We start from the raw sequence: 26,083 nt of genomic DNA, 5'->3' as shown, positions 1-26,083 counted from the left end.
CGCCCGGTTACATTTCGAACCCGGAAGCTAAGCCTTTCAGCGCCGATGGTACTGCAGGGGGGACCCTGTGGGAGAGTAGGACGCCGCCGAACAAAATTTAAGAGAAAGCCCCGTTGGGAACCCCGTTCCCGACGGGGCTTTTTCGCGTTTTCCTGGGCCCGGGACCCCCGGCGTGGCGTGGCCGACGGGCCAGGTAAGGTCAGGGGTATCGTCGGCACATTTCCCACAGGAGGCTTCCGCGTGGAGGTCCAGGAGACGCAGGTCCAAACGGACCGCGTCCTCACCATCCCGAATATTCTGAGCATGGCGCGCCTGGTCGGCGTGCCGGTGTTCCTGTGGCTGATCCTGTGGCCGGCATTCGACGGTCCGAGCGCTGCCGATCGCTGGGCTTTGCTGGTCCTCGCGCTGAGCGGCGTCAGCGATTATCTGGACGGCAAGCTCGCCCGGCGTTGGAACCAGATCAGCAGTCTTGGCCGGATCCTCGACCCCGCGGCCGACCGCCTCTACATCCTGTCCACCCTCGTCGGGCTGACCTGGCGCGAGATCCTGCCGATCTGGCTCACCGCGGCGTTGCTGGCACGCGAACTGATGCTGCTGATCGCGGTCGGATTCCTGGGCCGTCACGGGTATGGCCCTCCCCAGGTGAACTTCCTGGGCAAAGCGGCTACGTTCAACTTGATGTATGCCTTCCCGCTGCTCCTGCTGAGTGTCGGGAACGGCTGGCTTCACACGCTCGCTGCTATTTTCGGATGGGCGTTCGCGGGTTGGGGTACGGCGCTCTATTGGTGGGCAGGGATCCTCTACGTGGTCCAGGTCCGTCGGCTGATCAGGGCGGACGCCACGGCCGACTGAGCTCGCCGAACCGGCAGATTGTGCCAAGGCCCGGCGCCCGTACGTGAGTACAAGAACAGTGGGCGATCTGGACAGGTGAAGTCGGCAAGACCGTCGTCTCTTAGAGGAGGACGCTTCCGACATGAAGGCCGTTGTGATGGCGGGCGGTGAGGGCACACGCCTTCGCCCCATGACGTCAAGCATGCCCAAGCCGCTGCTGCCTGTGGTCAATAGGCCGATCATGGAGCATGTGCTGAGGCTGCTGAAACGGCATGGTCTCACCGAGACCGTCGTAACCGTTCAATTCCTTGCCTCGCTCGTCAAAAACTATTTCGGCGACGGGGAAGAGCTCGGAATGGAGCTCACGTACGCCAACGAGGAAAAGCCGCTGGGCACCGCGGGCAGCGTGAAGAACGCGGAGGAAGCCCTCAAGGACGACGCATTCCTCGTCATCTCGGGTGACGCTCTCACCGACTTCGACCTGACCGACCTGATCCGTTTCCACAAGGAAAAGGGCGCCCTGGTAACGGTCTGCCTCACGCGGGTGCCGAACCCGCTGGAGTTCGGCATCACCATCGTCGACGAGGCCGGCAAGGTCGAGCGTTTCCTGGAAAAGCCCACCTGGGGTCAGGTGTTCTCGGACACCGTCAACACCGGTATCTACGTCATGGAACCGGAGGTCTTCGACTACTTCGAGCCCGACGTTTCGGTGGACTGGTCCGGTGATGTCTTCCCGCAGCTCATGAAGGACGGCAAGCCGATCTACGGCTATGTCGCCGAGGGCTACTGGGAGGACGTCGGCACCCACGAGAGTTATGTGAAGGCCCAGGCCGATGTGCTCGAGGGCAAGGTCGACGTCGAAATCGACGGCTTCGAGATCTCGCCCGGGGTGTGGGTCGCCGAGGGCGCCGAAGTACACCCGGACGCGGTGCTGCGCGGTCCGCTGTATATCGGTGACTACGCCAAGATCGAGGCCGGCGTGGAACTCCGTGAGCACACCGTCGTCGGATCCAACGTGGTGGTCAAGAGCGGGGCGTTCTTGCACCGGGCGGTGGTGCACGACAACGTCTACATCGGGCAGCACAGCAATCTGCGCGGCTGTGTGATCGGCAAGAACACCGACATCATGCGGGCCGCACGGATCGAGGACGGCGCGGTCATCGGCGATGAATGCCTCATCGGCGAGGAGTCGATCGTCCAGGGGAATGTGCGGGTCTATCCGTTCAAGACGATCGAGGCCGGCGCGTTCGTCAATACCTCGGTGATCTGGGAATCCCGCGGTCAGGCTCATCTGTTCGGCGCGCGTGGGGTTTCCGGCATCCTCAACGTCGAGATCACCCCGGAGCTTGCCGTACGGCTCGCAGGCGCGTACGCCACCACGCTGAAGAAGGGCTCCACGGTGACGACCGCGCGCGACCACTCGCGTGGCGCGCGGGCGCTCAAGCGCGCGGTGATCTCCGCGCTGCAGGCCAGCGCCATTGATGTGAGGGATCTCGAGAACGTACCGCTGCCGGTCGCCCGTCAGCAGACGGCCCGGGGCAGCGCGGGCGGCATCATGGTCCGTACGACGCCCGGGGTGCCGGATTCCGTCGACATCATGTTCTTCGACGAGCGCGGGGCCGATCTCTCGCAGGCCGGGCAGCGCAAGCTCGACCGGGTCTATGCCCGTCAGGAGTACCGCCGCGCCTTCCCCGGTGAGATCGGCGATCTGCGTTTCCCGGCGAGCGTCTTCGACTCCTACACCGGCTCCGTCCTACGGGCGGTGGACACCACGGGCGTCGCCGACTCCGGGCTGAAGGTCGTCGTGGACGCCTCGAACGGCAGCGCCGGGCTGGTCCTGCCCAGTCTGCTGGGCCGGCTCGGCGTCGACTCGCTGACGATCAATCCCGGTCTCGACGAGTCCCGGCCGACCGAAACGCCCGATGCCAGGCGTTCCGGTCTCGTCCGGCTCGGCGAGATCGTGGCGTCGGCGCGGGCCGCGTTCGGCGTGCGCTTCGATCCCGTGGGCGAGCGGCTTTCCCTGGTGGACGAGCGCGGGCGGATCATCGAGGACGACCGCGCGCTGCTGGTCATGCTGGATCTGGTGGCGGCCGAGCGGCGCAGCGGGCGGGTGGCACTGCCGGTGACCACGACCCGTATCGCCGAGCAGGTGGCGGCGTACCACGGGACGCAGGTGGAGTGGACGACGACCTCGCCCGACGATCTGGCCCGGGTGGCCCGGATGGAGGGCACGGTCTTCGGCGGGGACGGCATGGGCGGCTTCATCATTCCGGAGTTCAGCGCCGTCTTCGACGGCGCGGCCGCATTCGTCACGCTGATCGGCCTGGTGGCCCGTACCCAGATCTCGCTCAGCCAGATCGACGCGCGGATCCCGCGGGCGCATGTGCTGCGCCGCGACCTCGCCACGCCGTGGGCGGTCAAGGGCCTGGTCATGCGGCATGTGGTCGAGGCGGCCGGCGACCGGGACGTGGACACCACCGACGGTGTGAGGGTCGTGGAGGCGGACGGCCGCTGGGTGCTGGTGCTGCCCGATCCGGCCGAGGCGGTCACGCACCTGTGGGCGGAGGGGCCGGACGACGCCTCCGCTCAGCAGCTGTTGGACGAGTGGGCGTCCGTGGTGGACAGCGCCGGACGCTGAGCCCGACCCACCGGCGTGCCCGCGATCGGGCACGCCGGTGGGGCCATTGGGAGACTGCGCGGGCGACGTGCGACGATGTGCGGCATGTCGCAGCAGCGCCCCGATCGGAGCACTCCCAGCAAGCCCGCTGCGCGCCCCGATGCGTCGATGTCGCTGCTGACCAATGTGATGGATCACAGCCTCGACGACGGGTACGCGGAGGCCGCCGCGCGGAAGTCCGCCGCGGGCGTACGCGGTCTGCCGCGCACCCTGCGGGCGAAGTTGGGCCTCGCGGCCGGACTGGTGCTGGCAGCGGTGGTCGTCACGGTGGGTGCCGCCCAGGCGCGGGTATCGGCACCGACGCTGGCCAAGGAACGCGAAGAGCTCATCCATCGCATCCAGAAGGGCACCGGCGAGGCGGACAAGCAGCAGAAGCGGGTGGACGCGACCCGGGACGCGGTCAGCAGGATGCAGCGCGAGGCGCTGAAGAAGCACGGCGGTGACAAGGCCGAGCTGCTGGCGCTGTTGTCCGGTTCGACCCAAGTGACCGGGCCTGGCGTGAAACTGGTGGTGGACGACGCCAAGGATGCGGAGTCCAGTGGGGGAGGGCCACGCGAGAGCAGTGGTTTCTCCGACACCGGGCGGGTACGCGACAGGGACATGCAACGCGTCGTCAACGGCCTGTGGGAGTCCGGAGCGGAGGCCATCTCCGTCAATGGGCAGCGGCTTACGTCACTCTCGGCGATCAGGGCCGCGGGAGACGCCATACTGGTCGACAACAAGCCACTGGTGCCGCCTTATACGGTGCTGGCGGTGGGGGACGGGCAGCGGCTGAGCACCGCGTTCCAGGACAGCGCCGACGGTCAGTATCTGCACGTCCTGCAGGAGAACTACGGCGTGCGTACCAGGATTTCCGCCGAGAGCGAGGTCATGCTGCCGCCCGCGCCCAGTTTGACCGTACGTACCGCAAAGCCGCAGGCCGGTGCCGCCAGAGCGGACGGCGCCGACACAGGGAAGGGCACATCGTGATCGCCGTACTGGGCCTCATTGTGGGAGTCGTGGTCGGGCTTGTGGTCCGACCCGTGGTGCCGACGGTGGTCGAGCCCTACTTGCCGATTGCTGTCGTCGCGGCGCTGGACGCCGTGTTCGGCGGTCTGCGCGCGATGCTGGACGGCATTTTCGACGACAAGGTCTTCGTCGTCTCCTTCCTGTCGAACGTCGTGGTCGCCGCGCTGATCGTCTTCCTCGGTGACAAGTTGGGCGTCGGCGCCCAGCTCTCCACCGGTGTCGTCGTGGTGCTGGGCATCCGGATCTTCTCCAACGCTGCCGCGATTCGCCGGCACGTTTTCAGGGCGTGAGGCGGATGGCAACGGACGAGACCCCCGAGCCGGAGAAGAAGCCGGAGCCGCAGCAGGACCGCAGCCCCGCCGACCGGCGGCCGATGCCTCCCGAGAGCCGGCCCGCTCCCAAGGCGGCCGATGAGGGGACGGAAGGGCGTAAACCGGACGACGCGCAGCAGAACGGCGACAAACCGGCAGACGCCGCCGCCCCTGCCCCAGGAGGGGAAGATGGGGGCGCGGGGAAGCCGCAGAACGGTCGGCAGCGGCTCGCCGCGAGCCTGTGGCCGCCTCGGCTGACCCGGGCTCAACTGATCGTTGCGTTGCTCCTGTTCATTCTCGGCCTCGGCCTGGCGATTCAGGTACGTTCCACGAGTGACAGCAGTGCGCTGCGGGGTGCGCGTCAGGAGGACCTGGTGCGCATTCTGGATGAACTGGACAATCGCTCCCAGCGGTTGACGGACGAGCAGCGGCGCCTGGAAGGGCAGAAGACGGAGCTGGAGAACAGCTCGGACCAGGCCGAGGAGGCCCGTAAGCAGACCGTGGAGAAGGAACAGCAGCTGGGCGTGCTGGCCGGGACCGTCGCGGCGCAAGGGCCCGGCATCAACCTGACCATCGCCGACCCGACGCACTCCGTCGAGGCGGACAAGCTGCTGGACACCATCCAGGAGCTGCGAGCGGCCGGCGCCGAGGCCATTCAGGTCAATGACGTACGGGTCGTCGCCAACACCTATCTCTCGGATGTCAGCGGCGGCGTGGAGATCGACGGCAAGCGGGTTACACAGCCTTACCGCTTCAAGGTCATCGGCAAGCCGGAGGACCTGGAGCCGGCGCTGAACATCCCCGGCGGGGTGGTTCAGACTTTGGAAAAGGAGCAGGCCAAGGTGTCTGTGACCCGGCAAGAGAAGATCATTGTGAATGCCTTGCGAGAGGCGAAGCGGCCTGACTACGCTCGGTCGTCTTCGCAGTGAGGTGTCCACGTATGTCCATGGCCCGGGGAGGGCATGAGGTAGCGGGGGGTCGGCGCACCGTGATTGTGGTGTGTGGTGGAAACTGTCTGCAGGCCACGGACGTTCACAGGATGTCCGGATCGGCCGGTGTGTGCATCGAGGGTTCGTCCTGCCCCACGGGCGGGTCTGTTTCGTTCAAGGGGAATCGCCCGTGAAGTTGTTTGGAAAGCTGTTCGGCAAGAGCGCCCGCCAGGAGGGCGGCAGCGGCTCGGCGCGGCATCGTGCCGCGGGCCGGGCCGATGAGAGCGGTGCGGGCGAGGACCGTCCGCTCTTCCGTGATGAGGTCAGCGGTCCGTCCGGGGGGTACGGCGCGGGTTCTGTTGACCCCTCCGGTGCCGCCCGCATAGGTTCCCAGGAACCATCAGCCTCATCCACGGGTGGAGGGTCGGCCGTGCCGGTTTGTACGAGGTGTGGGCACCGGAACGCCGAGGCGAGCCGGTTCTGCTCCAACTGTGGTGCGCCGCTGCGCCCGGGTGCACAGCCCGAGCGCGCGTCCGAGACGACCTCGACCATCTCCATCTCGGGGATCGAGGCCTATGACGCGGAGGCGACGGGCCAGACCCAGATGCCGTCCCTGTCGCCCGAGGCCCAGGCGGCCGTCGACGCCCTTCCGATGGGTTCGGCGCTGCTGGTCGTCCGCCGGGGGCCGAATTCCGGCAGCCGCTTCCTTCTGGACGGCGAGCTGACGACGGCGGGCCGGCATCCGCAGGGCGACATCTTCCTCGACGATGTGACGGTCTCGCGCCGCCATGTGGAGTTCCGTCGCGGCCCGGACGGGCGCTTCACGGTCGCCGACGTCGGCAGCCTGAACGGCACGTACGTCAACCGCGAGCGGATCGATTCGGTCGCGCTCTCCAACGGCGACGAGGTCCAGATCGGCAAGTTCCGCCTGGTCTTCTACGCGAGCCAGCGAGGCGCCGGAATCTGACCGGCCAGGGAAGGCATATGCGCCACTCACCGACGGGCGGTGCCGGGTCCTCCGGCGCCGCCTCCTCGGACGGCAAGCCGGTGAGCATCGGTACGGTGCTCACTTTGCTGCGCGAGGAATTTCCCGAGGTCACCATCTCCAAGATCCGTTTTCTGGAGGCCGAGGGGCTGGTCGAGCCGACGCGCACGCCTTCCGGGTACCGCAAATTCACCGCGGCCGACGTCGAGCGGCTGGCGGGCGTCCTGCGGATGCAGCGGGACCACTATCTGCCACTGAAAGTCATTCGGGAGCATCTGGACGCCCTGGAGCGCGGTGAGCAGGTGCAGCTGCCGGCCCAGGCCACTTCCTCGCGGGACCTGGTTCCGGGCATGCGCGAGCCTGGTGAGGACCGTCCGGCGGCCGCCCGGGTCGGCCGGGCCGAGCTGCTGGCCGCCGCCGAGGTGGACGAGGCGGCGCTCGCCGACTGGGAGTCGTACGGGCTCGTCGTCCCGGATGCCGACGGCGGCTACGACAGCGAGGCCGTCACGGTCGCGAAACTGGTCGCCGAGCTGGGGCGTTTTGGGCTCGAACCGCGGCATCTGCGGGCCGTCAAGGCGGCCGCCGAGCGGGAGGCGGGCCTGGTGGAGCAGGTCGTGGCGCCCCTCCGCCGGCACCGAAATCCGCAGACCAGGGCCCATGCGGAGGCCACCGCCAGGGAGCTGGCAACGCTGTCGGTACGCCTCCATGCGGCATTGGTGCAGAGCGCACTCAAGGTCCGCCTCACGTGAGCAAATGACTGCCCGACTACCCAAACCTGCCGGGCACGTCCTAGGGTTGCTGTGTGAACGAGCTCGACGTCGTGGGTGTCCGGGTGGAAATGCCTTCCAGCCAACCGATCGTGCTCCTGCGGGAGGTGGGAGGCGATCGCTACTTGCCCATTTGGATCGGGCCAGGGGAGGCCACCGCCATCGCCTTTGCCCAGCAGGGCATGGTCCCTGCCAGGCCGCTGACGCATGACCTTTTCAAGGACGTGCTGGAAGCGGTGGGCCAGGAGCTGACGCAGGTCCGCATCACGGATCTGCGCGAGGGAGTGTTCTATGCCGAACTGGTCTTTGCCAGCGGCGTCGAGGTCAGCGCGCGTCCGTCGGACGCCATAGCGCTGGCGCTGCGCACCGGGACGCCGATCTTCGGCACCGACGGTGTGCTGGACGACGCGGGCATTGCGATCCCGGACGAGCAGGAGGACGAGGTGGAGAAGTTCCGCGAGTTCCTCGATCAGATCTCGCCCGAGGACTTCGGCAGCAGCAGCCAGTGACGCCATCAGCCGGAAGCATCTGATTCCGGCCAAACTTATTAGCCGTTCCCCGCGCGAGGTCACGAGAAACCACTCGTAGGGTGATTATCACTCGGCGTGGCGAGCGCGGCGATCGTTGACGCACCCCGAGTGACTGCATACCGTCGATAAGGCAGGTCCCGTCCGGGACGTGGAGGACGGAGGGCGGCGTGGCAATCACCGGTGACGGTACGGCGGCGGAAGGGGCGTTGCCGCTCCACCCGAATGCAGCAATGAACCGCGCACCGGCACAGCCCGCCGCGGTGTCGGGGGACTGCGCGACGGGGACCATCGGCTACCGCGGTCCGACGGCTTGTGCGGCGGCGGGGATCACCTACCGGCAGCTCGACTACTGGGCGCGCACGGGCCTGGTGGAGCCGAGCGTCCGCCCCGCCTACGGTTCCGGCACCCAGCGGCTCTACAACTTCCGGGACGTCGTCGTCCTGAAGATCGTCAAGAGGCTGCTGGACACCGGGGTGTCGCTGCAGAACATCCGCACCGCCGTCCAGCATCTGCGTTCGCGCGGGCTGGACGACCTGACCCGTATGACGCTGATGAGCGACGGGGCCACGGTCTACGAGTGCACGTCGCCCGACCAGGTCGTCGATCTGCTCCAGGGCGGCCAGGGCGTTTTCGGGATCGCGGTGGGCGTGGTGCTCCGGGACGTGGAGGGCGCGCTCTCCGAGCTGCACGGGGAGCGGCTGGACACCGGCGAGACGCTGGTCGGCAAGAACCCGCGCGACGAGCTGGCGCGGCGGCGCAACCGGGCCGGCTGAGCCTCCGAACGCGGCCCCCGGCCCGGCAGCGGGCCGATTGTCAGTGGTGTGCGGGAGGATCGGTCATGTGAGACCCGCGCCGACGATTCTGCATCTGGACATGGATGCGTTCTATGCCTCCGCCGAGCAGGCGGCCAAGCCGAGCCTGCGCGGAAAGCCCGTGATCGTCGGCGGGATCGGGCCGCGCGGGGTGGTCGCCACGGCGTCGTACGAAGCGCGGGTCTTCGGTATCCGCTCGGCCATGCCGACCGCCCAGGCGCGCCGGCTGTGCCCCAACGCGGCTTACCTCAGTCCGCGGTTCCAGCTGTACCGCCAGGTGAGTGACACCGTGATGGAGCTGCTGCATGCGCTGTCGCCGCTGGTGGAGCCGCTGAGCCTGGACGAGGCGTTCGTGGACCTGGAGGCGGGCGGGGTGGCGGCCGAGGTGTCCGCCGTACGGGCCGTGGGGGAGCGGCTGCGGCGGGACATCCGGGCGGCCACGGGGCTGACGGGCTCGGTGGGGCTCGCGGGCGCCAAGATGCTGGCGAAGATCGCGTCCGAGGCGGCGAAGCCCGACGGCCTGATGGTGATCGAGCCCGGCACGGAACGGGAGCTGCTGGGGCCGATGCCGGTGCGGACGCTGCCCGGGGTGGGGCCGGCGACGGCCGAGGCGCTGCGCCGGGCCGGGATCCATACCGTCGCGGAGACCGCGGAGGCCGGTGAGGACGAGCTGGTGCGGCTGCTGGGCAAGTCGCACGGCGCGGGGCTGTATGCGATGGCGCTGGGCCGGGACGACCGCCCGGTGGTGGCCGAGCGGGATGCGAAATCCATCTCGGTCGAGGACACCTTCGAGGTCGATCTCACCGACCGGACGCGGGTGCGGGCCGAGCTGGTGCGGCTGGCCGAGCGCTGTGTGCAGCGGCTGCGGGAGGCCGGGCGGTCCGGTCGCACGGTGGTGATCAAGGTCCGTAACTACGACTTCTCGACGCTGACCAGGTCGGAGACGCTGCGCGGGCCGACGGACGATCCCGCGGTCGTACGGGAGGCGGTGGCGCGGCTGCTGGAGACGGTGGACACCACGGGCGGGGTGCGGCTGCTGGGGGTGGGGGTGAGCGGGCTGGCCGACTTCACGCAGGAGGATCTGTTCGCGCAGCTGGCGACGGAGCGGGAGGCCGAGGAGACGGCGGCCAGGGCGGCGGAGCCGGCGGCGGACGGGGCGGGTGAGCCGGAGGCGGAGGAGGAGCGGCCGCGCCGCTGGCATCCGGGGCTGGACGTGGTGCACGACGCATACGGCGCCGGATGGGTGCAGGGCAGTGGGGTGGGGAGAGTGACCGTACGTTTCGAACAGCCGTGGTCCGCACCGGGAAGGGTGCGGACCTTTGCCGTCGATGACCCGGCGCTGCGGCCGGGGGAGCCGTTGCCGCTGGTGGGCGGGGAGCCCGGGGCCGGTCAGTCCTCCGATCCGGCGATCCGGCCGAAGTCCTTGTCGCCCGGGGGAGGGGCGGGGTCGGAGGTCGGGGAGGAGATATCCAGCCGGTAGTGGTGGTAGAGCTGGAGTTCCTGCTCGGGAGAGAGATGGCGGCCCACCCCGAAGTCCGGGGCGTCCTTGATCAACTTGCGGTCGTAGGGGATACGCAGCCCCTCGTCGACGAGCTCGCTGGGCTCCAGGGGGACGAACGCGTCCCGGCTGAAGAGGCCGGTACGCACGGCCGCCCATTCGGGTTCGCCGGTCGCATCATCGAGATATACCTCATCAATGGTCCCGATCTTGGTGCCGTTCCGGTCGAACGCTTTGCGGCCGATCAGGCTCCGGGGATCGATATCGGTGTGCACAGCCCCTCCTTGTGGTCGCAGCTGCCCTGTGACAACTACCAAACGGCACATTTCATGCCCCGGCCACTCGAAGGTTCCCTCGAGAGGTGCGCTGGTAGGCTGACGTTTGGCCGCTGACCCCATGCGGGAGAGTCCCTTGCCGTTCGCGGCGGGGGCGCCGAAGGAGCAAATCCTCCCCGGAATCTCTCAGGCATCCCGTACCGCATGGACGAGGTCACTCTGGAAAGCAGGGCGGGCCGCGGAAGGCACAGTGCCGGGACCCCTCCTCACCGACGGTGAAAGCCGGGCCGCAGCCTGCGGACCCGGTGAAGCTCTCAGGTTGAGATGACAGAGGGGGAGGCCGTCCGGGCACCCGCGCCGTGGTGCCCCTCGTAGGTCGCAGTGACCAGGAGGCCCCCGCAGATGACCACCAATCGCATCTCCTTGACCGAGCTGGAGCGCGGTACGCCCTTCGAGCGCCGGCACATCGGCCCCGACCACGAGGCGCAGGCGAAGATGCTCGCGCAGGTCGGCTTCGGATCGCTGGACGAGCTCACCGCCACCGCCGTACCCGACGTGATCAAGAGCGCGGAGGCGCTCGGCCTGCCGCAGGCCCGTACCGAGGCCGAGGTCCTCAAGGAACTGCGCGGCCTCGCGGACCGTAACCAGGTCCTGTCGTCCATGATCGGCCTTGGCTACTACGGCACGTTCACCCCGCCGGTGATCCTGCGCAACGTCATGGAGAACCCGGCCTGGTACACGGCGTACACGCCCTACCAGCCGGAGATCTCGCAGGGCCGCCTCGAGGCGCTGCTCAACTTCCAGACCATGGTCGCCGACCTGACCGGACTGCCCACCTCCGGTGCCTCCCTGCTGGACGAGGGCACCGCGGCGGCCGAGGCGATGGCGCTCTCCCGCCGCATAGGCAAGGTCAAGGAGGGCGTCTTCCTGATCGACGCGGACTGTCTGCCGCAGACCATTGCGGTGATCCAGACCCGCGCCGAGCCGACCGGCGTCGAGGTCGTCGTCGCGGACCTGAGCGAGGGCATTCCCGCCGAGATCGCCGAGCGCGGCGTCTTCGGTGTGCTGCTGCAGTACCCGGGTGCCTCCGGCGCGGTGCGCGATCCGCGCGCCGTGATAGCGCAGGCCCAGGAGCTGGGCGCGGTCGTCACCGTCGCCGCCGACCTGCTCGCGCTGACGCTGCTGACCTCGCCCGGCGAGCTCGGCGCCGACATCGCCGTCGGCACCACCCAGCGCTTCGGCGTCCCGATGGGCTTCGGCGGGCCGCACGCGGGCTTCATGGCCGTGCGGGAGAAGTTCGCCCGCAGCCTGCCCGGCCGCCTGGTGGGCGTCTCGGTCGACGCCGACGGCCACAAGGCCTACCGCCTCGCGCTGCAGACCCGTGAGCAGCACATCCGCCGCGAGAAGGCCACCAGCAACATCTGCACCGCGCAGGTGCTGCTTGCGGTGATGGCCGGAATGTACGCGGTCTACCACGGCCCCGAGGGCCTGCAGACCATCGCGCGGCGCACCCACCGCTACGCCACCGTTCTGGCCGAGGGCCTGCGCGCGGGCGGAGTGGAGATCGTCCACGACGCGTACTTCGACACGCTTACCGCGCGGGTGCCGGGCCGGGCCGCCGAGGTCGTCGCCGCGGCCCGCGAGGCGGGCGTCAACCTCCGACAGGTCGACGCGGACCTGGTCGGTATCGCCTGCGACGAGACCACCGGGCGCGCGCAGCTGGCCGGTGTCTGGGGTGCCTTCGGGGTGCAGGGCGACGTCGAGCAGCTGGACGCCGTCGCTGCCGAAACGTTGCCGCAGGGTCTGCTGCGCGAGGTCGACTACCTCACGCACCCGGTCTTCCACCAGCACCGTTCCGAGACCGCGATGCTGCGCTACCTGCGCACGCTGGCGGACAAGGACTACGCGCTGGACCGCGGCATGATCCCGCTCGGCTCCTGCACGATGAAGCTGAACGCCACCACCGAGATGGAGCCGGTCACCTGGTCCGAGTTCGGCCAGCTGCACCCGTTCGCGCCCGCCGACCAGGCGCAGGGCTATCTGACGCTGATCCAGGAGCTGGAGGAGCGGCTCGCCACGGTCACCGGCTACGACAAGGTCTCCATCCAGCCGAACGCCGGATCCCAGGGCGAGCTCGCGGGTCTGCTGGCCGTCCGCGCCTACCACCGCGCCAACGGCGACGAGCAGCGCACCGTCTGCCTGATCCCGTCCTCGGCGCACGGCACCAACGCCGCCAGCGCCGTGATGGCCGGGATGAAGGTCGTCGTCGTCAAGACCGGCGAGGACGGCGAGGTCGACGCCGACGATCTGCACGCCAAGATCGAGAAGCACCGGGACGAGCTCGCGGTCCTGATGGTCACCTACCCCTCGACCCACGGCGTGTTCGAGGAGCACATCACCCAGATCTGCGCGGCCGTGCACGACGCCGGCGGCCAGGTCTACGTCGACGGCGCCAACCTCAACGCGCTGGTCGGCCTCGCCGAGCCCGGCAAGTTCGGCGGCGATGTCTCGCACCTGAACCTGCACAAGACCTTCTGCATCCCGCACGGCGGCGGCGGCCCCGGTGTCGGCCCGGTCGGCGTCCGCGCCCACCTGGCGCCCTACCTGCCCAACCACCCGCTGCAGCCCACCGCGGGCCCCGAGACGGGCGTCGGGCCGATCTCCGCGGCCCCCTGGGGCTCGGCCGGCATCCTGCCGATCTCCTGGGCGTACGTCCGGCTGATGGGCGGCGAGGGCCTCAAGCGCGCCACCCAGGTTGCGGTCCTGAGCGCCAACTACATCGCCAAGCGCCTGGAGCCGCACTACCCGGTGCTCTACACCGGCCCCGGCGGCCTGGTGGCCCACGAGTGCATCATCGACGTCCGGCCGCTGACCAAGGCGACCGGCGTGAGCATCGACGACGTCGCCAAGCGGCTGATTGACTACGGCTTCCACGCGCCGACGATGTCCTTCCCGGTGGCCGGCACGCTGATGATCGAGCCGACCGAGAGCGAGGACCTGGGCGAAATCGACCGGTTCTGCGACGCGATGATCGCCATCCGCGCGGAGATCGAGAAGGTCGGCTCGGGGGAGTGGGACAAGGACGACAACCCGCTGCGCAACGCCCCGCACACCGCGGGCGCGGTGACCGGCGACTGGTCGCACCCCTACAGCCGCGAAGAGGCCGCCTTCCCGGCCGGTGTCGTGGCCGCGGAGAAGTACTGGCCGCCGGTGCGCCGCATCGACGGTGCCTTCGGCGACCGTAACCTCGTCTGCTCCTGCCCGCCGCTGGACGAGTACGACGTCTGATCCATCCCTACGGAGCGTCCGTACAACATCAAGGGCCCTCGGCAGTTCTGCCGGGGGCCCTGTTGTACTGCCAGGCGCTGACGGTCAGGCCACGCTGGCAACCCGTTCGGCCTGCGGCCGGTGCGGGGCGATGACCTGCCCGTCCGGCAGCAGCTCACCGGTGTCCTCGAAGAGCAGGACGCCGTTGCACAGCAGGCTCCAACCCTGCTCGGGGTGGTGCGCCACGGGATGCGCGGCTTCCCGGTCGCTGGAGTCTGCGGACGGGCATGGAGGTTGGTGCTGACACATGGAAGTTGTCTTTCGCTGCGGTGTGAACGTCGTCGTGCGGCTCGATGAGGTGGTCATGGCCGCTCCCCCGTTTCCATCGGTTGGTCCCAGTGTTGCCCCACGGACGGGTTTCCGCAGGGATTTCGCCGCAGTAGTACTCACTGGATAGGGACGCATCACCCGTGCGGGCGGTTCAATTGCTTTCGGCCTCAAGGGGGTTGGGAGTATTTCCGGTCCACTGGACCGCCCGGGTGAGCGCAGCGCTGCGCCCCGCGTCCGGAAGGGGCGCGGGGCGCAGGGTCGGGCGACGGCGTACGCCGTCAGGCGGCCGGGGAGTCGAGCAGCGGGCCGGGGCCGATGCGCAGGGTGAGCCGGGGGAGCAGATCGGCGACGCGCTGCGGGTGGTGCGGGGCGATGCCGGGCGGGGCGGGCGCCAGGGGTACCAGCAGGTCACTGGGGGCGGGCAGGCCGGTGGTGCCGTCCGAGGCGATGTCGTGATGCAGCCACAGCGTGAGCATGTACAGCTCCGGTACGGACAGCAGCCGAGGCTGGTACGGCGTGGCCAGCGGCTCCGCCTGCTGGAGGGCCTGCTCGGTCGCGCCCACGTACGGGCCGCCGCAGAAATGCGAGAACGTCCAGCCGTCGGCGGTGAGCATCGCCTCGGCGGCCGCCACGGCGCGCTCCCCGCTGCGGACGAGGAAGCGCCAGCCCGCCAGCCGGGTGAGCGGCGGGCCGCCCGCACGGCTGACGTCGTCCCAGACGTGCACAGGCAGCGGACGGTCGGGGCTGAGCGGGCCTTGATGGGCGCGCAGGGCGGAGGTCGGGGCCTCGCGGACGGCGGTGGGCGAGCCGAGGGCGGCGAGAACGCTGCGCAGGGCGGGCGCAGGGGCAGGGGGGAGGTGCAGCGGCATGGTGGGTCGCCTCTCACTTCGGAGACACGGTGAAGCCGGGCAGGTGCGGACGGCGCTGTCAGCATGCGGGGCCAGAGCATGGCCGACCGGAGCGGCAGCCCCGGTGGGTCAGCCGCAGTGCCCCAGTGCCGGTGGGAACACCGCAGCACTGGGCGCCAACTCTCTGCCTCGTGTGCGGAGTTTATACGACGTATGTTCTGAAAATGTTTCGGCTACTGGTCTTGTGGATTTCCGGCAAGGCGGAATCCGGGCCCTTCTCCGGGGGGATTTTCACCGCTTTGCACGGGCCTTCGGGTGCGCCACCTCATATTTCACCACGGAAGCGGTAGGCCGGATCTCGTCGGTGTTTTTCACAAGAGAAATGCGGATGGCGATGGCCGCCGAGATATGCCGTTGGCGCGTGCCGCAGGTATCCCCCGATGAGGTTCGGACTCTCCGTCACTTCGAGCCTATCGGCACCGGCACGCCCTTGAGGCGTTATCGATCAGATTGCTGGGGCATCATCGACCGTAGCGCGTGCCCCGGTGGTGTCGGGGACGGCCCCAATCGGCCCGTGGCCGCGGGCCGTTCGCTCGATCGAGGAAGGACCCTTCGATGGGGGAGAAGGTCGCCGCGCACGGGATCGACCTGGCTGACCGGGAGCGTTATCGAAGAAAGCTGCACGAGTGTCTTACGGGATTGCAGAGGATGCTGACGGAGAAGAGGTTCGACCGGCCCAAGAATCTCATCGGTATGGAGATCGAGCTCAATCTCGCGGGCGCGGACGGACTGCCCAGAATGCTGAACTCTCAAGTTCTGGAACGCATCGCGAGCCGTGATTTCCAGACCGAACTCGCCCAGTGCAGTCTCGAGGTCAACATCACGCCGCACCGTTTGGCCGGTCGCGTCCTCGACCAGCTCGCCGAGGAACTCCGTACGGGCTTCGCCTACGCCGACAGAAAAGCCCGCGAGGTCGCCGCCCGGATAGTGATGATCGGCATTCTGCCCACCATGGCCGCCACCGACCTCACGGCCGCCAGCCTCTCCGCCATCGATCGCTATGTGCTGCTCAACGACCAGATGCGGGCGGCCCGCGGCGAGGACTTCGCGATCGACATACAGGGCGTCGAGCGCCTGGTCGCCCGCTCGGCCTCGATAGCGCCGGAAGCCGCCTGCACATCCGTACAGCTGCACCTGCAGGTCACCCCGGGCCGGTTCGCCGCCGTCTGGAACGCCGCGCAGGCCATCGCCTCCGTGCAGGTCGCCATCGGCGCCAACTCGCCGTTCCTCTTCGGCCGCGAGCTGTGGCGTGAGTCCCGGCCGCCGGTCTTCCAGCAGTCCACCGACACCCGGGCGCCGGAACTCCAGGCCCAGGGGGTGCGCCCGCGCACGTGGTTCGGGGAGCGCTGGATCGACTCCGCGTACGACCTCTTCGAGGAGAATCTGCGGTACTTCCCGCCGCTGCTGCCGATCCCGGGGACGCAGGAGCCGCTGCGGATCCTCGACGAGGGCGGCGTGCCCGACCTGGCGGAACTGGTGCTGCACAACGGCACGGTCTACCGCTGGAACCGCCCCGTCTACGGGGTCGCCGACGGCGCCCCCCATCTGCGGGTCGAGAACCGGGTCCTGCCGGCCGGCCCCACCGTCGCCGACGTCATCGCCAACACGGCCTTCTACTACGGCCTGGTGCGGGCGCTGGCCGATGAGCCCCGCCCCCTCTGGAAACGCCTGCCGTTCGCCGCCGCGGCCGCCAACTTCGACACCGCCTGCCGGTACGGCATCGACGCCTGCCTCCACTGGCCACGCTCCGGCCGCGCCGGCGGCATCACCGAGATGCCGGTCGTACGGCTGGTACGCCAGGAACTGCTGCCCCTGGCGGCGGCGGGACTGGACGCCTGGGGCATCGAACCGGCCGACCGGGACCTGTATCTGGGCATCATCGAAGACCGCTGCGCCCGGCGGGTGAACGGCGCGTCCTGGCAGGCCGCGGCCTTCCATCACGCGCTGCGGCAGGGGCTGGACAGGGATGCCGCGCTGGCCGCGATGACCCGGCGTTACAGCGAGCTGATGCACGCCGGGCAACCTGTGCACACCTGGCCGGTGGCCTGGGCGGTGGGCGCGCCGCCGGCCGTACCGGGGGCGCGGCACTCCGTCGAGAGCGCCTGATCGGGGCGGGCCGACGCGGCTCAGGGGTGCCCGGGGGCTGTGGGGTACGGATCCTCCTGCCTTGGAGGAGCCGCGAGTTCGGGGGAATGGCGTCGGGGCGGGCCCCCGTGCTCTCCGGCGCGGACGGATCGGGCAAGCTGTGTCGTTCCATTGCGGTAGCGCCTCTCCCGATGCCCGGAGCCCGTTGTCCCGGACTCGATCGGGATCAGGAGAGGGAACGCGCCACGTGGATGGCGCCCGTCCCCGGCCTGTCGCGCGCGATCTTCGTACCTGCTGTCGAGACCCTGGCGGGGCGGTGGTGGTGAAGCGGCGGCAGCCCGGAGGTGGAGGAAGCGTGGAGTCGGAGACGAGTCCCTTGGCTGATGCGGATGTTCCAGGCCGAGGGCCTGGTACGGGACGGGATGCGGGGGTCGCGGAGGGGCCGTTCCGGAGCGTCCTGAGGAGTGAGACGCTGCTCGTTCTGGCCCTCTCGCTCGGGGCCAGCGCGCTGTCGGCGCTCATCAGCTTCATCGGCTCGGTGACCAGATCCGGCGCCCTCAAGCACCAGGCGGCCACGCTCAATGCGTCCCATGCACCCGGCCGGCCATGGCTGGATCTCGCCTGGCAGCTGTTCGGTATCGCGACCGCCCTGGTGCCCGTAGCCCTGGTGGCGCACTTCCTGCTGCGGGAACGGGCGGGCGGACTGCGCGCCCTCGGCTTCGACCGGCGGCGGCCCGGCTTCGACCTGAGCCGCGGCGTCGGGGTGGCCGCGGCCATCGGCGGCAGCGGACTGCTGCTCTACCTGGGTGCGCGGGCGGCCGGATTCAATCTGACGGTGGTTCCCGAGGCGCTGCCCGAGGTGTGGTGGAAGATCCCGGTGCTGATCGCCTCCGCGGTGCAGAACGCCGTGGTGGAGGAGGTCATCGTCGTCGGCTATCTGCTGCGCAGGCTGGGGCAGTTGGGCTGGGCCCCGATGGCGGCACTGGCGGCCAGCGCGGTGCTGCGCGGCTCGTACCACCTCTATCAGGGCATCGGCGGGTTCATCGGCAACACGGTGATGGGCGTGATCTTCGTTCTGCTCTACCGGCGATGGGGCCGGGTCGGGCCGCTGGTCGCCGCGCATGCCCTCATCGACATCGTGGCGTTCCTCGGCTACGCACTGCTCGCCGGCCGGGTGGGGTGGCTGCCGACGGCATGAGAGCGGGGGCGGCGCGGGCCGCCGGTGGTGCGTCCCGCGCCCGGGGAACGGGCTCAGCCGGTGGCGAGCAGCTCGCCGTCGATGACGGTGACCGCGCTGCCGGTCAGCAGCGTACGGTCGCCGCGCAGCCGGGTCCGTACGAAACCGGAGCGGGCGCCGCCCTGGAGTCCGACCAGCGCGTCGCGGCCCAGGCGCGCCGACCAGAACGGGGCGAGCGCGGTGTGTGCGCTGCCCGTCACGGGGTCCTCGTCGATGCCCACGTACGGGAAGAAGCAGCGCGAGATGAAGTCGTAGCCGCCGTCGGGGTCTTCGGCGCGCGCAGTGGCGATCACACCCCGGCCGCCGTGCCCCGCCAGCGCTCTGAAGTCGGGTGACAGCGCCCGTACGGACCTCTCGTCCGCCAGCTCGACCAGGAGATCGCCGACGTCGGGGCCGGTGTCGTGCGCGGACCGGAGGTCGGCACCCAGCGCCCCGGCGACCAGGGGCGGCACCTCCACCGGGGTCAGCGGTGCCGTCGGGAAGTCCATGGTGATCGACCCGTCGTCCCCGGTGGTCGTGATCAGCACACCGCTGCGGGTGCGGAAGCGGACCGTGCCGGTCGCGGTTCCGGTGGTGTGCAGAACGTGCGCGGTGGCCAATGTGGCATGCCCGCACATGTTCACCTCGGTGGCGGGGGTGAGCCAGCGCAGCGCCCAGTCGGCGTCGCCGCCCGCGGGCAGCGGATGTGCGAACGCGGTCTCGGAGAGGTTGACCTCGGCGGCGATCTGCTGGAGCCAGGCGTCGTCGGGGAAGGCGTCGGAGTCGAGGAGGACGACTCCTGCGGGGTTGCCGGCGAACGGACGCTCACTGAAGGCGTCGACGATACGAATCCTCATGGCCGCGAGCGTAGAGGGGCCACAGAACCGCAGGCCAAGGCCAATCCCGGGAAATTGGACCCGGATGGACCACCGGGGGTTCCGTTTCGATGGTTCCTGACGGTCGCGCGGAACGGTGCGACGCCATCGAAGCCGGCGAGCCGGTCTGGGGCAGACGGCTGACTCTGCGGCCATAAGGCCGCTATGTCTACTTTGCATAGATATTCTATGAAGCGTGATCGAGTCTGGATGGCTGCGGCTCCGTCGTCGCCACGGCCGGGGGCCGCTTGTGCTGCTGTCGCCGGTGATCCTGACCGTCGTCATCGCCGGCCTGGCGTACGCCACGCCCCCGGAAATGGCCTTCAGCCGCCTGCTGCCCGCGGCGCCGGCACTCGCCGCCGCCATGTGGCCGGTGCTCCCCACCGTCCTGCTGGGGACGGTCTGCCTCTTTCTGATGATCGGCCTCAGCGTCGTGTTCCCCGGTCTGGGGACGTGGTGGACGGCTGCGGGGATCATCGCGGTCACCGTCGCGGCCGCGTACGGAAGTCATGTCCGGCTCCAGCGGGAGCGGACCCTCTTTCAGGTGCGGCTCGTCGCCGATGCGGCGCAGCAGGTGGTGCTGAGCCCGATGCCGCGCCGCTTCGGGGGTGTCGAGATCGACTCGCTGTATCTCGCGGCCGCGGCGGAGGCCCGTATCGGCGGGGACTTCTACGAGGTGGTCGACACGCGGTACGGGGTCAGGCTGCTCATCGGTGATGTGCGGGGCAAGGGCCTGCCGGCGGTGGGGGCGGCCGCGGCGATCGTCAACTCCTTCCGGGAGGCGGCCTACGGCGAGACCGACATGGTCAGCATCGCGCGCCGGCTGGAGGCCAGCACCACCCGTTACAACGCCGCCTTTCCTCCTGAGGGGCCGATGGAGCGCTTCGCCACCGCCCTTCTCGTCGAGATCCCGCACGAGGGCGGGCGTATCGAGATCCTCAACTGCGGACACCCCCCGCCGCTGCTCCTGAATCGCGGGGAACTGCGCGTCCTCGAGCCCACCGCTCCCTCGCCGCTGCTCAACCTCGCGGAGCTGATCGGCGATCACTACAACATCGACACCTTCGACTTCACCCCCGGTGACCTGCTGCTTCTTTACACCGACGGGGTCGCCGAGGCCCGCGCCCGCGACGGCGAGTTCTTCCCGCTGGCGGCCTGGATGCGCCGACAGTCCCCGACGCCGCCCCGCGAGCTGCTCGCGGCTCTCCACCGCGACCTCCTCCACTACAGCAGGGGGCGTCTCGACGACGACATCGCTGCCCTCGCCGTGCGCCTGCGTGAACCCTCGGAGTGAGCGCAAAGTCGACATAAACGGCTAATGGGGTCTTTGGGGAGGGCCGGCCCCTGGTTCGGCCAGTCGAGGGGTTGTTCGGCGAACAGTTCCGATATATCGTTGAGGCATCGCGATCGGTCAACGATGGCGGTTCAGTAACGACTGTGCGGGCGCGAGCAGGCACGACTGCACGATCGATGAGATCGACGAGATCAACGAGATCGATGAGAGCGGCAGGAACGGCCGAGAGCGACTGCAGAAACGAGAAGGAAGGACGCCGTCATGCGTTCCCAAGGACACCACCACGACAGCAACCACGAGCACCGTCATGAGCACTGCGGACCGGGCCGCCCAGGGGGCTGGGCCGAGTTCGCCGGCGGCTTCGAGCGGCGGCGGGCCGCGTTCGGCGGCTTCGGGCCGCCCTTCGGGGGTCCGCCCTTCGGCGGCGGCCGGGGCCGCGGCGGCCCGCGCGGCCGGGCGCGGCGCGGCGATGTGCGCGCCTCGATACTGGCGCTGCTCAAGGACCGACCGATGCACGGCTACGAAATGATCCAGGAGATCGCCGAGCGCAGCGGCGGGGCGTGGAAGCCCAGCCCCGGTTCGGTCTACCCCACTCTCCAGCTCCTGGAGGACGAGGGCCTGATCACCAACGCCAGCGAGGGCGGCAAGAAGCTCTTCTCGCTGACCGAGGCCGGCCGCGCCGAGGCCGACGGCGGTTCGGACGCCCCTTGGGAGGACGCCGGACGTGGCGTCGACTGGGAGGCGATGAACGAGATCCGTAAGGCGGGCGGCGGCCTGGTCGAGGCCTTTCGGCAGGTGTGGGCCACCGGTAGCCCCGAGCAGCGGGAGAAGGCCATGGCGGTGGTCAACAAGGCGCGCAAGGAGCTGTATCTGATCCTTGCCGAGGAGGACTGAGCGGCGGCGGGGCGCGCCGTATGCGTGCGCCCCGCCTCAGCCCACCAGGACCGCGAGCTTGCGCAGCGACTCGTTCAGGGCCGCGCTCGCCGAGTCCTTCAGTTTGCCTGCCATCAGGGAGACCGCGGCCCCGGTGAACGCCCCCTCGATCCGCAGCGTCGTCGCCCCGCCGTCCGGCGTCAGCTCGTAGCGCATCCCCAGATTGACGCCCATCGGCCCCTTGCCCTTGATGTCCAGGAGGCGGCCCGGCTCCAGTTCCTGCACGGTCCAGGTCACCTCGGCCGGGAAGCCCATCAGCTTCATGTTCTCCTCGTATCCCGCGCCCACTTCGAGCGTTGCGGGGCCGCCCTTGGGGAAGGCGGTGTGGGTGGCGTTCCACTGTCCGTACGAGTCGAAGTCGGTCAGCCGGTCCCAGACCTGCTCGGCCGGTGCCTCGATACGGGCCTGAGCGGTGACTTCGGCCATGCGACCACCCCTTCGGTGACTGTCCCTGGCTGGTGCCGCGGAACGTAGCCCCAAGGAGGCGAAGGTTCAATACCGAAGGCCGTCATTGCTGATGAGCCGTCAGGTTCATGCACAGCCGCGGCCGGGGCGGGGCGGCGAGCAGCCGGTCGACGTGGTCGCGGCGCAGTCCGCGCGCCGGATCCACCGGGATCAGCAGCCGGTCCGGCCGCCACCGGCTGCGCCGCACCAGGGAGTCGGGCATCACATCGTCGACCCAGGCGAACGGGCGCCCGTCCGCAAAGCGCAGTATCGGGGCCCACTTCCGCGCCAGCAGGCTCTCCGGACCGTCGAACTGCGGGTCATCGGGCCGGCCGAGATAGCCGCTGAACGCGACGACCGGCAGCTCGGGCAGCTTCAGCAGCGGGGCGATGTGGGTGTTCGCGTGATGCTCCCAGGTGGTCGCCCAGACGAGTTCGTAGCGCGCGGACAGCTCGCGCAGCCAGTCGGCGTGGTCCATGGAGAGCAGCACGGTGTGATCGAGAAGATCGTGCGCGGTGAAACCGGGGGACGGCAGCACGGGGTTCAGCACACCGTCGATATCGAGGAAGAGCAGCGGGCGGGTGGCCATCGGAATCCTTCGCCACGGAGGAGTTCGGGGTGGACAGGGGAGCGGGCGGACGTGGTCCGGTGGGGCCGTCGCGGAGCCTGTCGGGGAAGGACGTACGCGGGGCGGACTCCGGTTGCCCGCATCGGCCCCGAAAACGGGGAACCCGGAACCCGTAGGGGCAGCACCGGTACCGCGGTTCGGGCAGCACCGGTACCGGCGGCCTCCGTCTCGGCGCGCTTGCCGACGGGGCCGTGAATCCTGCGGCGATGGCGGAGGGAGGAAGGCAGCGGACCTGACACGGCCGGCAGGGATTTTTTTCAGCTCGCCCCGGTGTGATGTACACAAACCCGATGACCTTTTCTCCGCTGCGACTTCGCGGCGTTCTCGACCAGGAGTTTCCGGCCTGGGCGCGCATGATTGCCGACACCTACGGCATGGACCGGTCGGAGGAGGAACTGGCCGAGCAGCGAGCCGCGACGGATCTCGGTCGCACCCTGGCCGCGTTCGACGAGGGGGTGCCGGTTGCCGGAGCCTCCGTCTACAGCCGCATGCTGACCGTGCCCGGGGGCACCCTGCCCGTGGCAGGGATCGCCTCCGTAGGGGTGGCCCCGACACATCGCCGCCGCGGCATCCTCACGTCGATGATGCGTGCCCAGCTGACCGACCTGCACGACCATGCGCGCGAGCCGATCGCCGCGCTCCGCCCCTCCGAGGCCGGGATCTACGGACGCTACGGCTTCGGCCCCGCGACGCTCGGGAACCGGATGCGCTGCGACCGGCGTGCCATGAGCTTCCGCCCCGATACCGACGTCGGCGAGGGGACCGTCCGGCTGCGGCAGGCCGGCCAGGTCCGCCCCCTCCTCGAGAAGGTCTACGACCAGGCCCGCATCACGACGGCCGGCTGGCCCGACCGACAGGCGGTCCACTGGGCGGTGCGCCTCGCCGACCATCCGCACCGGCGCGGTGCGGCGACCTCGCTCCGATGCGCCGTGCACCAGGAGAGCGACGGCCGCGCCACCGGCTACGCGCTCTACCGGCACAGCTCCGCGCCGGACGGGCGCGGCGGCACCGACGGCGTGGCGGAGGTCGTGGAACTGGTGGCGCTCTCGCGCCGGGCGTACGCGGCGCTGTGGCGCTTCCTTGCCGGGATCGACCTGGTGACCTGGATCGACTACGAGGGCGCCGTGGACGAGCCGCTGCCGCACCTGCTGGCCGACCCGCGAGCGGTCCGGAGCGCACCGGTGGACCGCCTGTGGCTGCGGCCGGTCGACGTCGGCCGAGCCTTGACGGGCCGGAGTTACAGCCTCCCCTTCGATCTCGTCCTCGACGTGCGGGACGACTTCTGCCCGTGGAACACCGGGCGCCACCGGCTGCAGGCGGAGGGCGGGAGCGCGCGCTGCGAGCCCACGACCGCCCCGGCCGACCTGCGGCTGACGGCGGCGGAGCTCGGTGCCGCCTTCCTCGGTGGCACCCCGCTGACCGCCCTCGCGGCCGCCGGCCTCGTCGAGGAACTGCGGCCCGGTGCGCTCACCCTCGCCTCGGCGGCCTTCCGCGGGGAACGCGAGCCCTGGTATCCCGGAGGCTGGGCCTTCCCGCTGTACTGAACAACCCCTGGAACCACCCGCGTCTCCTCCGTAAGGAGGAGACGCGGGGAAGTCATCCCCAACCAGGGTGGGATGCGCAAATGCTTCCCGCCGGGGATGCTCCGGGCCGCAGCGGCTGGTGGGGTGGATCTGTGCAAAACCGTACTGCGTATGGCGACGGCCCCGCCCAGGTGGATCTCGACACTCAGCTCACCGTGGAGCTGGCGTCCGTTGTGTCCGCCGCCCGCAGGAGGGCCACCCGCGACGGCGACCGCCAGGTGGACACCGCGCATCTGCTGCACGGCCTCCTGGAATCGGACCCCGCGGTCCGCGATGCGTTCGACGGCGGCCCCCAGATCGCCCGGCTGCTCGGCTATCTCGTCCAGCGCAGCATCGGCTACGGACTTCAGTGGCACGGCACGGTCGAGGACTCCGGCTCCGTCCCCGTGGTCACCGAGGGCGGCGTCCCCGGGTGGTCGCCCGCCGCGGCCGCCGCCCTGGACGGCGCGCTCGACCGTGCGCACGCCCGCTACGACACCCGCGCCGGCTGCCTCGACCTGCTCGCCGCCCTGGTGGACGACCCCGAGTCCCGGGCCGTCGAGGTCCTGCACCGGGCCTCCGTGGACACCGGCCTGCTCGCCGCTCGCCTGGACGGGGACGGCCCCGGCCAGGACTGACAGGGGTCTCGGGGGTGGCGCTGCTGACGGCGGCTGTCATGATGACCGGATGCACGCGACTTCGGGGAGCCCCGCCGGTCCAGCCACCGGTATCGGCCCAGCAGCACCAGGGTCCGCCGGGACCCCCCAGGCATCTTCGGCCTCCGGTGGGAGCGCGCCCCGGGGCAGGGGCGCGGGCGTCGGTATCGCGCTGCTCTCCGCGCTCGCGTTCGGCGGCTCCGGCGTCGCCGCCAAGCCCCTGATCGAGGCCGGCCTCGAGCCCCTGCACGTCACCTGGCTGCGGGTGGCCGGCGCCGCGCTGGTCATGCTGCCGCTCGCCTGGCGTCACCGCGATCTGCCGCGCCGCCGGCCCGCACTGCTCGTGGGCTTCGGGCTGCTCGCCGTCGCCGGCGTCCAGGCCTGCTACTTCGCCGCGATATCCCGGATCCCCGTCGGAGTCGCGCTGCTCATCGAATACCTCGCGCCGGCCCTGGTCCTGGGCTGGGTGCGCTTCGTCCAGAAACGGCCGGTCACCCGCGCCGCGGCCGTCGGCGTCCTGCTGGCCGTCGGCGGTCTGGCCTGCGTCGTCGAGGTGTGGTCGGGGCTGAGCTTCGACATCATCGGCCTGGCCCTCGCGCTCGGCGCGGCGTGCTGCCAGGTCGGATACTTCGTGCTGTCCGACCACGGCGGTGACGGCGACGACACGCCCGACCCGCTCGGTGTGATCGCCTACGGCCTGCTGATCGGCGCCGTCGTGCTCACCCTGATCGCCCGCCCCTGGAACATGCACTGGGAGGTGCTCGGCGGCAGCGCCGGCATGAACGGCACCCAGGTCCCCGCGGTGCTGCTCCTCGGCTGGATCGTGCTCGTCGCCACGGTGGCCGCCTACCTCACCGGAGTCGTCTCCATCCGTCTGCTCTCGCCCCAGGTGGCCGGGGTGGTGGCCTGCCTCGAGGCGGTGATCGCGACCGTACTGGCCTGGGTGCTGCTCGGCGAACATCTCTCCGCGCCGCAGATCGCGGGCGGGGCGGTGGTGCTGGTCGGCGCCTTCATCGCGCAGTCGGCCAAGCCGAAGGAGCCGGCCACGGGTGCCTCGGATCCGGCGCCCGCCGAGGACGGCTTGTCGGCCGGCTCATGGGCGCCGTAGGCTATCGATCATGCGTTTGACTGTGCTGCCCCCTCCCGCCGCGTAGAGCGGGCGGCGGCCTCTGCGGAAACCCCGGCTCGGGAGAGCTCCTGAGCCGGTTGTCGCTGCCTGCACACGGGACCACGCGACCCTTCCGCGGCGCATCGCGCCGTCC

Annotated in this window: 24 protein-coding genes, 1 rRNA gene and 1 riboswitch; of the genes, 19 read left to right on the top strand and 6 right to left on the bottom strand. The window is 70.0% G+C overall.

The window, feature by feature from the left end:
* The 11 genes from rrf to ACIGWZ_RS35260 form a co-directional block, all read left to right on the top strand.
* Positions 1–92: ribosomal RNA gene (rrf, locus tag ACIGWZ_RS35310) — 5S ribosomal RNA — on the top strand; the annotation flags it as partial.
* Between the two features lie 148 nt (positions 93–240).
* A complete protein-coding gene (locus tag ACIGWZ_RS35305) occupies positions 241–852 on the top strand; it encodes a CDP-alcohol phosphatidyltransferase family protein (RefSeq protein WP_400071364.1) in 612 nt (203 codons plus the stop codon).
* Between the two features lie 121 nt (positions 853–973).
* Complete coding sequence (locus tag ACIGWZ_RS35300) at positions 974–3,469, top strand: sugar phosphate nucleotidyltransferase (protein WP_400071362.1); 2,496 nt, start codon at positions 974–976, stop codon at positions 3,467–3,469.
* 75 nt (positions 3,470–3,544) lie between these two features.
* The gene (locus ACIGWZ_RS35295) at positions 3,545–4,477 is read left to right on the top strand and encodes a DUF881 domain-containing protein (protein ID WP_400071360.1); all 933 of its coding nucleotides are present in this window, start codon (positions 3,545–3,547) and stop codon (positions 4,475–4,477) included.
* Positions 4,474–4,806 carry a small basic family protein gene (locus tag ACIGWZ_RS35290; RefSeq protein WP_003984969.1) on the top strand — a complete coding sequence of 111 codons (333 nt, stop codon included), beginning with the start codon at positions 4,474–4,476 and terminating at the stop codon, positions 4,804–4,806. The genes ACIGWZ_RS35295 and ACIGWZ_RS35290 overlap by 4 nt, the downstream gene beginning before the upstream one ends.
* A 5-nt stretch (positions 4,807–4,811) precedes the next feature.
* Positions 4,812–5,756 (top strand): DUF881 domain-containing protein, encoded by a 945-nt coding sequence (locus ACIGWZ_RS35285; RefSeq protein ID WP_400071358.1) that lies wholly within the window; start codon positions 4,812–4,814, stop codon positions 5,754–5,756.
* Between the two features lie 118 nt (positions 5,757–5,874).
* On the top strand, positions 5,875–6,723 hold the full coding sequence (locus ACIGWZ_RS35280) for an FHA domain-containing protein (protein WP_400071390.1): 849 nt from the start codon (positions 5,875–5,877) through the stop codon (positions 6,721–6,723).
* 17 nt (positions 6,724–6,740) lie between these two features.
* Positions 6,741–7,490 carry a MerR family transcriptional regulator gene (locus tag ACIGWZ_RS35275; protein WP_400071356.1) on the top strand — a complete coding sequence of 250 codons (750 nt, stop codon included), beginning with the start codon at positions 6,741–6,743 and terminating at the stop codon, positions 7,488–7,490.
* A 53-nt stretch (positions 7,491–7,543) separates the two neighbouring features.
* Entirely contained in the window at positions 7,544–8,017 is a 474-nt protein-coding gene (locus tag ACIGWZ_RS35270; RefSeq protein WP_362711539.1) for a bifunctional nuclease family protein, read from the top strand.
* Between the two features lie 188 nt (positions 8,018–8,205).
* The gene (locus ACIGWZ_RS35265; RefSeq protein WP_400071355.1) at positions 8,206–8,811 is read left to right on the top strand and encodes a MerR family transcriptional regulator; all 606 of its coding nucleotides are present in this window, start codon (positions 8,206–8,208) and stop codon (positions 8,809–8,811) included.
* Between the two features lie 67 nt (positions 8,812–8,878).
* Complete coding sequence (locus ACIGWZ_RS35260) at positions 8,879–10,330, top strand: DNA polymerase IV (RefSeq protein ID WP_400071353.1); 1,452 nt, start codon at positions 8,879–8,881, stop codon at positions 10,328–10,330.
* Here ACIGWZ_RS35260 and ACIGWZ_RS35255 read toward each other — a convergent pair.
* Positions 10,240–10,623, bottom strand: a complete 384-nt coding sequence (locus tag ACIGWZ_RS35255) for a PRC-barrel domain-containing protein (RefSeq protein WP_400071351.1) — start codon at positions 10,621–10,623, stop codon at positions 10,240–10,242. The genes ACIGWZ_RS35260 and ACIGWZ_RS35255 overlap by 91 nt on opposite strands.
* Before the next feature lie 114 nt (positions 10,624–10,737).
* Positions 10,738–10,836: riboswitch (glycine riboswitch) on the top strand.
* Positions 10,837–11,025: 189 nt separating this feature from the next.
* On the opposite strand from ACIGWZ_RS35255, the gene gcvP reads away from it, so the two are divergent.
* A complete protein-coding gene (gene gcvP / locus ACIGWZ_RS35250) occupies positions 11,026–13,911 on the top strand; it encodes an aminomethyl-transferring glycine dehydrogenase (protein ID WP_400071350.1) in 2,886 nt (961 codons plus the stop codon).
* A gap of 84 nt (positions 13,912–13,995) precedes the next feature.
* On the opposite strand, the gene ACIGWZ_RS35245 is transcribed toward gcvP, so the two are convergent.
* Positions 13,996–14,199, bottom strand: coding sequence for a DUF5999 family protein (locus ACIGWZ_RS35245; protein ID WP_362702004.1), 204 nt, complete (start codon positions 14,197–14,199; stop codon positions 13,996–13,998).
* Between the two features lie 299 nt (positions 14,200–14,498).
* Entirely contained in the window at positions 14,499–15,089 is a 591-nt protein-coding gene (locus ACIGWZ_RS35240; protein WP_400071347.1) for a hypothetical protein, read from the bottom strand.
* 594 nt (positions 15,090–15,683) lie between these two features.
* On the opposite strand from ACIGWZ_RS35240, the gene ACIGWZ_RS35235 reads away from it, so the two are divergent.
* A complete protein-coding gene (locus ACIGWZ_RS35235) occupies positions 15,684–17,234 on the top strand; it encodes a glutamate-cysteine ligase family protein (protein ID WP_400071346.1) in 1,551 nt (516 codons plus the stop codon).
* Between the two features lie 436 nt (positions 17,235–17,670).
* Positions 17,671–18,411, top strand: coding sequence for a CPBP family intramembrane glutamic endopeptidase (locus ACIGWZ_RS35230; RefSeq protein WP_400071388.1), 741 nt, complete (start codon positions 17,671–17,673; stop codon positions 18,409–18,411).
* 53 nt (positions 18,412–18,464) lie between these two features.
* On the opposite strand, the gene ACIGWZ_RS35225 is transcribed toward ACIGWZ_RS35230, so the two are convergent.
* Positions 18,465–19,286, bottom strand: a complete 822-nt coding sequence (locus ACIGWZ_RS35225; protein WP_400071344.1) for a PhzF family phenazine biosynthesis protein — start codon at positions 19,284–19,286, stop codon at positions 18,465–18,467.
* Between the two features lie 214 nt (positions 19,287–19,500).
* Here ACIGWZ_RS35225 and ACIGWZ_RS35220 point away from each other — a divergent pair, with 214 nt between their 5' ends.
* Positions 19,501–20,598: a PP2C family protein-serine/threonine phosphatase gene (locus ACIGWZ_RS35220; RefSeq protein WP_400071342.1), complete on the top strand. Its 1,098-nt coding sequence runs from the start codon at positions 19,501–19,503 to the stop codon at positions 20,596–20,598.
* A gap of 261 nt (positions 20,599–20,859) precedes the next feature.
* Positions 20,860–21,492: a PadR family transcriptional regulator gene (locus ACIGWZ_RS35215; protein ID WP_400071340.1), complete on the top strand. Its 633-nt coding sequence runs from the start codon at positions 20,860–20,862 to the stop codon at positions 21,490–21,492.
* A 36-nt stretch (positions 21,493–21,528) separates the two neighbouring features.
* On the opposite strand, the gene ACIGWZ_RS35210 is transcribed toward ACIGWZ_RS35215, so the two are convergent.
* Positions 21,529–21,957 carry an SRPBCC family protein gene (locus tag ACIGWZ_RS35210; protein WP_400071338.1) on the bottom strand — a complete coding sequence of 143 codons (429 nt, stop codon included), beginning with the start codon at positions 21,955–21,957 and terminating at the stop codon, positions 21,529–21,531.
* An 82-nt stretch (positions 21,958–22,039) separates the two neighbouring features.
* The gene (locus ACIGWZ_RS35205) at positions 22,040–22,564 is read right to left on the bottom strand and encodes an HAD domain-containing protein (protein WP_400071336.1); all 525 of its coding nucleotides are present in this window, start codon (positions 22,562–22,564) and stop codon (positions 22,040–22,042) included.
* A gap of 329 nt (positions 22,565–22,893) precedes the next feature.
* Between ACIGWZ_RS35205 and ACIGWZ_RS35200 the strand changes: the two genes are divergently transcribed.
* The 3 genes from ACIGWZ_RS35200 (at position 22,894) to ACIGWZ_RS35190 (ending at position 25,929) form a co-directional block, all read left to right on the top strand.
* The gene (locus tag ACIGWZ_RS35200) at positions 22,894–24,147 is read left to right on the top strand and encodes a GNAT family N-acetyltransferase (RefSeq protein WP_400071334.1); all 1,254 of its coding nucleotides are present in this window, start codon (positions 22,894–22,896) and stop codon (positions 24,145–24,147) included.
* 131 nt (positions 24,148–24,278) lie between these two features.
* The gene (locus ACIGWZ_RS35195) at positions 24,279–24,803 is read left to right on the top strand and encodes a Clp protease N-terminal domain-containing protein (RefSeq protein WP_400071332.1); all 525 of its coding nucleotides are present in this window, start codon (positions 24,279–24,281) and stop codon (positions 24,801–24,803) included.
* A 49-nt stretch (positions 24,804–24,852) separates the two neighbouring features.
* Complete coding sequence (locus ACIGWZ_RS35190) at positions 24,853–25,929, top strand: EamA family transporter (protein WP_400071330.1); 1,077 nt, start codon at positions 24,853–24,855, stop codon at positions 25,927–25,929.
* Positions 25,930–26,083 lie beyond the last annotated feature (154 nt).

The organism is Streptomyces sp. NPDC053427, from assembly GCF_044544985.1.
GTDB lineage: Bacteria > Actinomycetota > Actinomycetes > Streptomycetales > Streptomycetaceae > Streptomyces.
This window is presented reverse-complemented; position numbering and strand designations above follow the sequence as displayed.

Bases quoted from the DNA above. Each gene is read 5' to 3' on its own strand.
- gcvP (WP_400071350.1), top strand. From the start codon at position 11,026: ATGACCACCAATCGCATCTCCTTGACCGAGCTGGAGCGCGGTACGCCC.
- ACIGWZ_RS35190 (WP_400071330.1), top strand. From the start codon at position 24,853: ATGCACGCGACTTCGGGGAGCCCCGCCGGTCCAGCCACCGGTATCGGC.
- ACIGWZ_RS35295 (WP_400071360.1), top strand. From the start codon at position 3,545: ATGTGCGGCATGTCGCAGCAGCGCCCCGATCGGAGCACTCCCAGCAAG.
- ACIGWZ_RS35300 (WP_400071362.1), top strand. From the start codon at position 974: ATGAAGGCCGTTGTGATGGCGGGCGGTGAGGGCACACGCCTTCGCCCC.
- ACIGWZ_RS35200 (WP_400071334.1), top strand. From the start codon at position 22,894: ATGACCTTTTCTCCGCTGCGACTTCGCGGCGTTCTCGACCAGGAGTTT.
- ACIGWZ_RS35215 (WP_400071340.1), top strand. From the start codon at position 20,860: ATGCGTTCCCAAGGACACCACCACGACAGCAACCACGAGCACCGTCAT.
- ACIGWZ_RS35285 (WP_400071358.1), top strand. From the start codon at position 4,812: ATGGCAACGGACGAGACCCCCGAGCCGGAGAAGAAGCCGGAGCCGCAG.
- ACIGWZ_RS35210 (WP_400071338.1), bottom strand. From the start codon at position 21,957: ATGGCCGAAGTCACCGCTCAGGCCCGTATCGAGGCACCGGCCGAGCAG.
- ACIGWZ_RS35275 (WP_400071356.1), top strand. From the start codon at position 6,741: ATGCGCCACTCACCGACGGGCGGTGCCGGGTCCTCCGGCGCCGCCTCC.
- ACIGWZ_RS35245 (WP_362702004.1), bottom strand. From the start codon at position 14,199: ATGTGTCAGCACCAACCTCCATGCCCGTCCGCAGACTCCAGCGACCGG.
- ACIGWZ_RS35225 (WP_400071344.1), bottom strand. From the start codon at position 19,286: ATGAGGATTCGTATCGTCGACGCCTTCAGTGAGCGTCCGTTCGCCGGC.
- ACIGWZ_RS35240 (WP_400071347.1), bottom strand. From the start codon at position 15,089: ATGCCGCTGCACCTCCCCCCTGCCCCTGCGCCCGCCCTGCGCAGCGTT.
- ACIGWZ_RS35205 (WP_400071336.1), bottom strand. From the start codon at position 22,564: ATGGCCACCCGCCCGCTGCTCTTCCTCGATATCGACGGTGTGCTGAAC.
- ACIGWZ_RS35235 (WP_400071346.1), top strand. From the start codon at position 15,684: ATGGGGGAGAAGGTCGCCGCGCACGGGATCGACCTGGCTGACCGGGAG.